The organism is Novosphingobium sp. UBA1939 (genome assembly GCF_002336885.1).
Classification (GTDB): domain Bacteria; phylum Pseudomonadota; class Alphaproteobacteria; order Sphingomonadales; family Sphingomonadaceae; genus Novosphingobium.
In genome coordinates, this window is sequence record NZ_DDFB01000086.1 from 348 (window position 1) to 6887 (window position 6540).

Consider the following 6540-nt stretch of genomic DNA (forward strand, 5'->3'; position numbering starts at 1 on the left):
GCGTTCGGCTGGGCGGCGGCGCGCAGCGACGATCTGCTGAATCTGGCGCCCGCGCGCCTTTCCGCGCTGCTGCTGTGCCTGGCGGGCGGGGGCGGCTGGCGCATTGCCTGGCGGGATCATGCGCGCCATGCCTCCCCCAACGCCGGCTGGCCCGAGGCGGCCATGGCGGGGGTGCTCCGCGTCCGGCTGGCCGGCCCGGTCCGTTACGATGGGGCGGTGCTGGACAAACCGTGGATCGGTGAGGGAGGAGAAGCCGGTCTTGCCGTGCTGGTGGCGGCGCGGCGTGTCTATGTTCGGGCCTGCGGGCTGGGATGGCTGATAGCGGGAGGAATGGCATGGCTGGCCTGATGGTGCAGGGGACCGGTTCCGATGTCGGCAAATCGGTGCTGGTCGCGGGGCTGTGCCGCGCGCTGGCCAACCGGGGCGTCCGCGTTCTGCCGTTCAAGCCGCAGAACATGTCGAACAACGCGGCGGTCACGGTCGATGGCGGCGAGATTGGCCGGGCGCAGGCGTTGCAGGCGCTGGCCGCGCGTGCCGCGCCGCATACCGACATGAATCCCGTGCTGCTGAAGCCGCAGGCGGATCGCACGTCGCAGCTCGTGGTTCATGGCCGGGTGCGTGGCACGCTGGGATCGGCCGATTTCCGCGAAGGGCGGCGCAGCCTGCTGCCCGAAGTGCTCGAAAGCTGGCAACGCCTCCGCGCGCGCTGCGATCTGGTGGTGGTCGAAGGCGCCGGCTCGCCGGCCGAGATCAACCTGCGCGATGGCGATATCGCCAACATGGGCTTTGCCCGCGCGGCGCATGTGCCGGTGGTGCTGGTCGGCGATATCGACCGGGGCGGGGTGATCGCGGCTCTGGCGGGGACGCGCGCGGTGCTCGATCCGGCCGACGCGGCGATGATCCGGGGCTTCATCGTCAACAAGTTCCGGGGCGATCCGGCGCTGTTCGCCGGTGGTTACGACGCGATCGCCCGGCTGACGGGCTGGCGCGGCTTCGGGCTGGTGCCCTGGATCGCGGTGACCGCGCGCCTGCCCAGCGAGGACGCGGTGGTGCTCGACCGCGCGGCCTCGGCCATGCCGGGGCGCAAGCTGGTCGCCTGTCCGATCCTGCCGCGCATCGCCAACTTCGATGATCTCGATCCCTTGCGGCAGGAGCCGGAGGTGGAGGTGGCGATGATTCCGCCCGGCACGCCGATCCCCGCCCATGCCGCGCTGATCGTGCTGCCGGGATCGAAAGCGACGATCGCCGACATGGCGTTTCTGCGCGCGCAGGGTTGGGACATCGACATCCTTGCCCATCACCGGCGCGGAGGCGCGGTGCTGGGGATTTGCGGCGGATACCAGATGCTCGGCCGCCGGATCGCCGATCCGCTGGGGGTCGAGGGCGACCTGCGCGACATTGCCGGGCTGGGCCTGCTCGACGTGGAAACCGTGCTCACCCCGGAAAAAGCGCTGCGGCGCGTGCGCGGCACGGCGCTGGACGCGGCGTTCGAGGGGTACGAGATGCACATGGGCGAAACCACCGGGCCGGGCGCGGACCGTGCCTTCGCCTGCCTGGACGGAACGCGCATGGACGGGGCCATCAGTGCCGACGGGCGTGTGTTCGGCACCTATTGCCACGGCCTGTTCGCCGCACCTGGCCTGCGCGCGGCGATGCTGGCGCGGTTCGGCGCGCACTCGAACGGCGCGGACCATGACCGTGCGGTCGATGCCGCGCTCGACGAACTGGCGGCCGAGCTGGAGCGGCACCTCGATATCGAAGGACTGCTGGCGCTGGCGCGGCGGGGCCTCGCATGACCAGCCTGCTCGTGCTGGGCGGCGCGCGTTCGGGCAAGAGCCGCTATGCGCAGCAGCGGGTGGAAGCCTGCGCGGGCCGGCTCGCCTATATCGCCACGGCGCAGGCGCTCGATGCCGAGATGGCCGACCGGATCGCCCGGCACCGCGCGGACCGCAATGCGCGCTGGCACACCATAGAGGCGCCGCTTGCCCTTGCCGCCGCCATTGCGCGGGCCGGCGAGAGCCACGCCGCGATCCTGGTCGATTGCCTGACGCTGTGGCTGTCCAACCTCCTGCTGGCCGACCGCGATCCGCAGGGCGAAGGCGCGACGCTGGCCGAAGCCATCGCTGCCTGTCCGGTGCCGGTGGCGTTGGTCGCCAACGAGGTGGGGCTGGGGATCGTGCCCGACAATGCGCTGGCCCGCCGTTTCCGTGATGAGGCCGGGAGGCTCAACCAGCGGCTCGCGGCGATGGCGGACGAGGTCGTGTTCGTCGCGGCCGGCCTGCCCATGGTTTTGAAGGGCGCAGGCGCGGTCGTATCCGGGGTATGAACCCTGCGCCTTGGCCTTCCGCATTCACCTTGCCCGGCGCGCCTGCTCGATCAGCGCGGCGGCTTCGTTGAGCAGATCGCGGCTGGCGCTGACGGCCCGTCCCGCATCGCCGGCGGCAATCGCGTTGGCGATGGCCCGGTGGGCGTCGCTGTCCGCGGTCGCCACGCCCTTTTGCCGGTTGGTCAGCCGGATGCTGAAGCGCAGCGCTGTCTCGACCAGATCCCGGCACTGGATCATGAAGCGGTTGCCGCTGGCGAGCAGGATGGCGACATGGAAATCGATGTCGGCCTGGAGAGCGTCCTCCTGGCTCATCCCGCCCTTGGTCATGCGTTCTGCCGCTTCCCCGATGCGCGCGATCGCTGCCGGATCGTTGCGACGGATCGCCAGCGACGCGGCCTGCGGCTCGATGGCGCTGCGGAAGGCGGTGAACTCCGCCAGCAGATCGAGCGAAAGGCCCCGGCTGAGCAGCCAGCGCAGCACATCGGGATCGAGGAAATTCCAGTCGCGCTCCGGCGCGACGCTGGTGCCGAGCCGGGGCCGGGACGCGATCAACCCCTTGGCCGTCAGCATCTTGATGGCTTCGCGGGTAACGCTGCGACTGGCTTTGAACTGTTGCGAGATGTCCGCTTCAATGGGCAGAGGGCGATCCGCGTATTCGCCGGCAACGATCGCCCGCCCAAGCGTTTCGACAATGCGGGCGGTAACCTTGCCGCCGTTTTCGAAGGGGGTCATGGGCTGCTCCCGTCCCGATTGCGGACCGGGATCGCTGCTGTATTAATATGATAAATGGTGATAGAGCCGCCGCGCGGCGGGATCAAGCCGTTGCGTCGATCGGGAACAGGAGAGAAACCCAGCCATGGCAGTCGTAACGCTCGCCAATGCCTTGCCGCTGTTTGCGGTGTTGCGCGGCCTTGAGCCGGAACGGGCGCAGGCCGTGGCGGACACGCTGGTGGAGGCCGGCTTCGGCATCCTTGAGGTCACGATGAATTCGCCGGACCCGTTCGCCAGCATTGCCAGTCTTGTCCGTTCGCTCGGGGATCGCGCGCTGATCGGCGCGGGCACGGTGACACGCACCGACGAGGTGGACGAACTGGAACGCCTGGGCGCGCGTCTGGTTGTGTCGCCGCATTGCGATCCGGCGCTGGTCGGCCACGCCGCGGCCAAGGGCATGACCGTGCTGCCGGGCGTGTTCACGCCCACCGAAATGATGGCGGCCCTGAAAGCGGGGGCCACAGGCATCAAGATATTCCCGGCCGAAGCCATGCCGCCGGCCGGCGTCCGCGCCGTCCGGGCGGTGTTGCCGCCGCAGGTGCCGATCTTCGTCGTCGGCGGGATCACCGCGGCCAACATGGCCGATTATCTCCAGGCGGGCGCCACCGGCTTCGGCATGGGAGGATCGCTGTTCCGGCCCGGTAAGCCGCTGGACGCCATCGCCAGCGATGCGCGGGCGATCGTAGCCGCTTTCCACGCGGCGAAGGCGCGGCAGTAACGGGTCCTGTCTCTAGCGGCGGACATCCCCGCCACCGGCGAGGATGCCGTCGATGTCTGCCTCGCTGGCGCGCAGAAAGTCCCCGGATACCGCATGCGCCCATTGCGAGCAGCCCGTCGCGAAGATGACGGTGCGATCGGGCGCCATGCCGCGCGCCAGGCCATGCACGATGCCGGCGGCAAAGGCGTCGCCCGTGCCGATCCGGTCGACGATGGCGTCCAGCGCAACGGGCGCGGTGCTGGCCACGGCGGCCCGGCTGGCAAGCAGCCCGGTCAGGCGCTGGTTGTCGCTGGAGGACACTTCGCGGTGCGTCGCCGCGACGTGGGTGAGCGCGGGGGCGAGCGCGAGCATGGCCTGCGCCGCGTCCCGGAAGGCCGTGGCGGGATCGGGATCGGCGAAAGTACGATCCAGCATCAGGCCGATCACGCGCGGGTCGGCAAGCAGGACGTCGGCGGCCAGGGACAGTTCGCGCAGAATTTGTTTCGCTTGATCTTCCCGATCCCGCCACAGGCTTGGCCGGAAATTGCAGTCGAACACGATGCGCACGCCCCGCTCGCGCGCCGTGGCCATGGCCGACCGCAAAGCCGCCAGCGGGCCTTCGCCCAGCGCTGCGGTGATGCCGCCCACGAACAGCCAGTCCGCGCCGTTCAGGAGAGCGGGCCAGTCGAACACATCGGGGGAGAGGTCGGCGAATGCCGAATGCGCGCGGTCGTAGAGAATTTCCGACGGCCGGGCCATGGCGCCGGGCGAAAGGAAATACAGCCCCATCCGGCCGGACGTGAACGGGGTGCGGGCGAGGTTCACGCCGAACGCGCGGATCGCGTCCCGCGCTGCCCGGCCCAGGCGGTTTTCGGGCAGCACGGTGATGAGTTCCGCATCTTGCCCGAACCCTGCCAGCGCCACTGCGACGTTGGCTTCCGCGCCGCAGAACGTGGCGTCAAGCGTGCCTTCCTGCCCCAGCAGCGCCGGCGGCCGGGCCGCCAGGCGCAGCAGCATTTCGCCAAAACAGATGATCCTGGACACCCGGCACCTCTCCATCGCGCTGCCCGATCAATTATATGACAAATTGCGACGGAACAAGCGAGGGGCGCGTAGCGGGGTTCAGGACGCCCTTTCCAGCGCCATCGCCAGCGGCAGGGTGCGCAGGCGTTTGCCGCTGGCGGCGAACACCGCATTGGCCAGCGCCGGAGCGACCACGGCGCAGGGCGGTTCGCCCATGCCGCCGGGGTCGGCGGCGCTTTCGACGATATGCGTGGCGATGGCGGGGGCCTCGTTCAGCCGCAGGATGCGGTAGTCGTGGTAATTGGACTGTTCGACGCGCCCGCCCTTGATCGTCACTTCGCCATGGAGCGCGGCGGACAGGCCGAAGATCACGCCGCTTTCCACTTGCGCGGCCACGCCCAGCGGGTTGATCGCCAGCCCGCAATCGACCGCCACGGTCGCCCGGGGCACGGTGATCGCGCCATCGGCGACGCGCGCCTCCAGCACCAGCGCGATGACCGTGCCCCAAAGCTGCAGCACCGCGATCCCGCGCCCCAGCCCGGCGGGCAGCGGCTTGCCCCAGCCGGCTTCGCGCCCGGCCCGTTCGAGCACGGCGCGGATGCGCGCGTCGGTGACGAGCGAGAGGCGGTAGGCCAGCGGGTCCTGCCCGGCGGCGTGGGCCAGCTCGTCGATAAAGCTTTCCACCACGAAGGCCGATCGCAATCCGCCCACGCCACGCCACCAGCTGGTGGGCACCGCGCTTTCGGCCTGCTGGAACGTCACCCGGTGCGCGTCGAGCGCATAGGGAATGGCGACCGCGCCCTCGATCGCGTCGGCATCGACGCCCGTGAAGCCCTGGCCCAGCAGCCGCGCCATGATCGAGGAGCCGGCGATCCGGTGCTCCCAGCCGATCGGCTTGCCGCCGGCATCCAGCGCGGCCGTGATCTGATCGGCATAGGCCGGGCGGTACATGTCGTGCTTCATGTCCTCCTCGCGCGACCACATCAGCTTGACCGGGTAGGGCACCTGCCGCGCCAGCTCGACCGCGCGCACCACCATGTCGGTTTCCAGCCGCCGGCCGAAGCCGCCGCCCATCTGGCAGTTGTGGAACGTCACCTTGTCCGCCGGCAGGCCCAGCGCCTTGGCGGCATCGTCGCGCGCCTGCGCGGGCACCTGCGATCCCGCCCAGATCGTGCAGCCTTCGGGCGTGACGTGCGCGGTGCAGCTGCCCGGCTCCATCGGCGCGTGCGCCAGGAAGGGCTGGCGATAGGTGGCGCCGAACGGACGCGCCGCCCTGGCCTTGGCGGCGGCGAGATCGCCGGTGGACTTGGCCTCGAACCCCGGTTTCGCCAGTGCCTCGTCCAGCCCGGCGAGGATGTGGGCGTGATCGGCCGGCGCCTTGGGCGCGGTCCATTGCGGGTTGGCCGCGATATAGCCCTGCATCGCCGCCCAGTAGGTCTCGGCCACCACGAACAGCACGTCGACACCCTTGACCAGTTGCACCACGCCGGGGGTGGCGCGCGCGGCCTTTTCGTCGAACGCGGCGAGCGTGCCGCCAAACATCGGGCATTGCGCCAGCATCGCCACTTTCATGCCGGGCAGGCGCACGTCGATGCCATAGACGGTTTCGCCGGTGACCTTGGCGAGGCTGTCGAGCCGCCGGGTCGGCTTGCCGATCACTCTTAGCGCGCTGCCGGGGCGGAGCGGCGCGTCCTTGGGCAGCGGCGCGGCGCTGGCGGCGGCC

General features: G+C 70.3%; 7 protein-coding genes. 4 read left to right on the forward strand and 3 right to left on the reverse strand.

What is annotated here, in order from left to right; genetic code table 11:
* The 3 genes from B3547_RS11635 to cobU form a co-directional block, all read left to right on the forward strand.
* Positions 1-348, forward strand: a 348-nt coding sequence (locus tag B3547_RS11635; protein WP_292963264.1) for a cobalamin biosynthesis protein, incomplete at its 5' end; no start/stop codon positions are given.
* A complete protein-coding gene (locus B3547_RS11640) occupies positions 336-1796 on the forward strand; it encodes a cobyric acid synthase (protein WP_292963266.1) in 1461 nt (486 codons plus the stop codon). The genes B3547_RS11635 and B3547_RS11640, both read left to right, overlap by 13 nt.
* A complete protein-coding gene (gene cobU, locus B3547_RS11645; protein WP_292963268.1) occupies positions 1793-2326 on the forward strand; it encodes a bifunctional adenosylcobinamide kinase/adenosylcobinamide-phosphate guanylyltransferase in 534 nt (177 codons plus the stop codon). Before B3547_RS11640 ends, cobU begins: the two co-directional genes overlap by 4 nt.
* 24 nt (positions 2327-2350) lie before the next feature.
* Here cobU and B3547_RS11650 read toward each other — a convergent pair whose 3' ends face one another.
* The gene (locus B3547_RS11650) at positions 2351-3058 is read right to left on the reverse strand and encodes a FadR/GntR family transcriptional regulator (RefSeq protein WP_292963270.1); all 708 of its coding nucleotides are present in this window, start codon (positions 3056-3058) and stop codon (positions 2351-2353) included.
* 124 nt (positions 3059-3182) lie between these two features.
* Between B3547_RS11650 and B3547_RS11655 the strand changes: the two genes are divergently transcribed.
* Entirely contained in the window at positions 3183-3815 is a 633-nt protein-coding gene (locus B3547_RS11655) for a 2-dehydro-3-deoxy-6-phosphogalactonate aldolase (protein WP_292963273.1), read from the forward strand.
* 12 nt (positions 3816-3827) lie between these two features.
* On the opposite strand, the gene B3547_RS11660 is transcribed toward B3547_RS11655, so the two are convergent.
* Positions 3828-4838 carry a sugar kinase gene (locus B3547_RS11660; protein ID WP_292963276.1) on the reverse strand — a complete coding sequence of 337 codons (1011 nt, stop codon included), beginning with the start codon at positions 4836-4838 and terminating at the stop codon, positions 3828-3830.
* A gap of 78 nt (positions 4839-4916) precedes the next feature.
* A partial coding sequence (locus B3547_RS11665) for a xanthine dehydrogenase family protein molybdopterin-binding subunit (protein ID WP_292963278.1) occupies positions 4917-6540 on the reverse strand: 1624 nt, incomplete at its 5' end.

What these genes read in the sequence shown, in the direction of transcription:
- B3547_RS11640 (WP_292963266.1), top strand. Translation starts at nt 336, where the DNA reads ATGGCTGGCCTGATGGTGCAGGGGACCGGTTCCGATGTCGGCAAATCG.
- cobU (WP_292963268.1), top strand. Translation starts at nt 1,793, where the DNA reads ATGACCAGCCTGCTCGTGCTGGGCGGCGCGCGTTCGGGCAAGAGCCGC.
- B3547_RS11650 (WP_292963270.1), bottom strand. Translation starts at nt 3,058, where the DNA reads ATGACCCCCTTCGAAAACGGCGGCAAGGTTACCGCCCGCATTGTCGAA.
- B3547_RS11655 (WP_292963273.1), top strand. Translation starts at nt 3,183, where the DNA reads ATGGCAGTCGTAACGCTCGCCAATGCCTTGCCGCTGTTTGCGGTGTTG.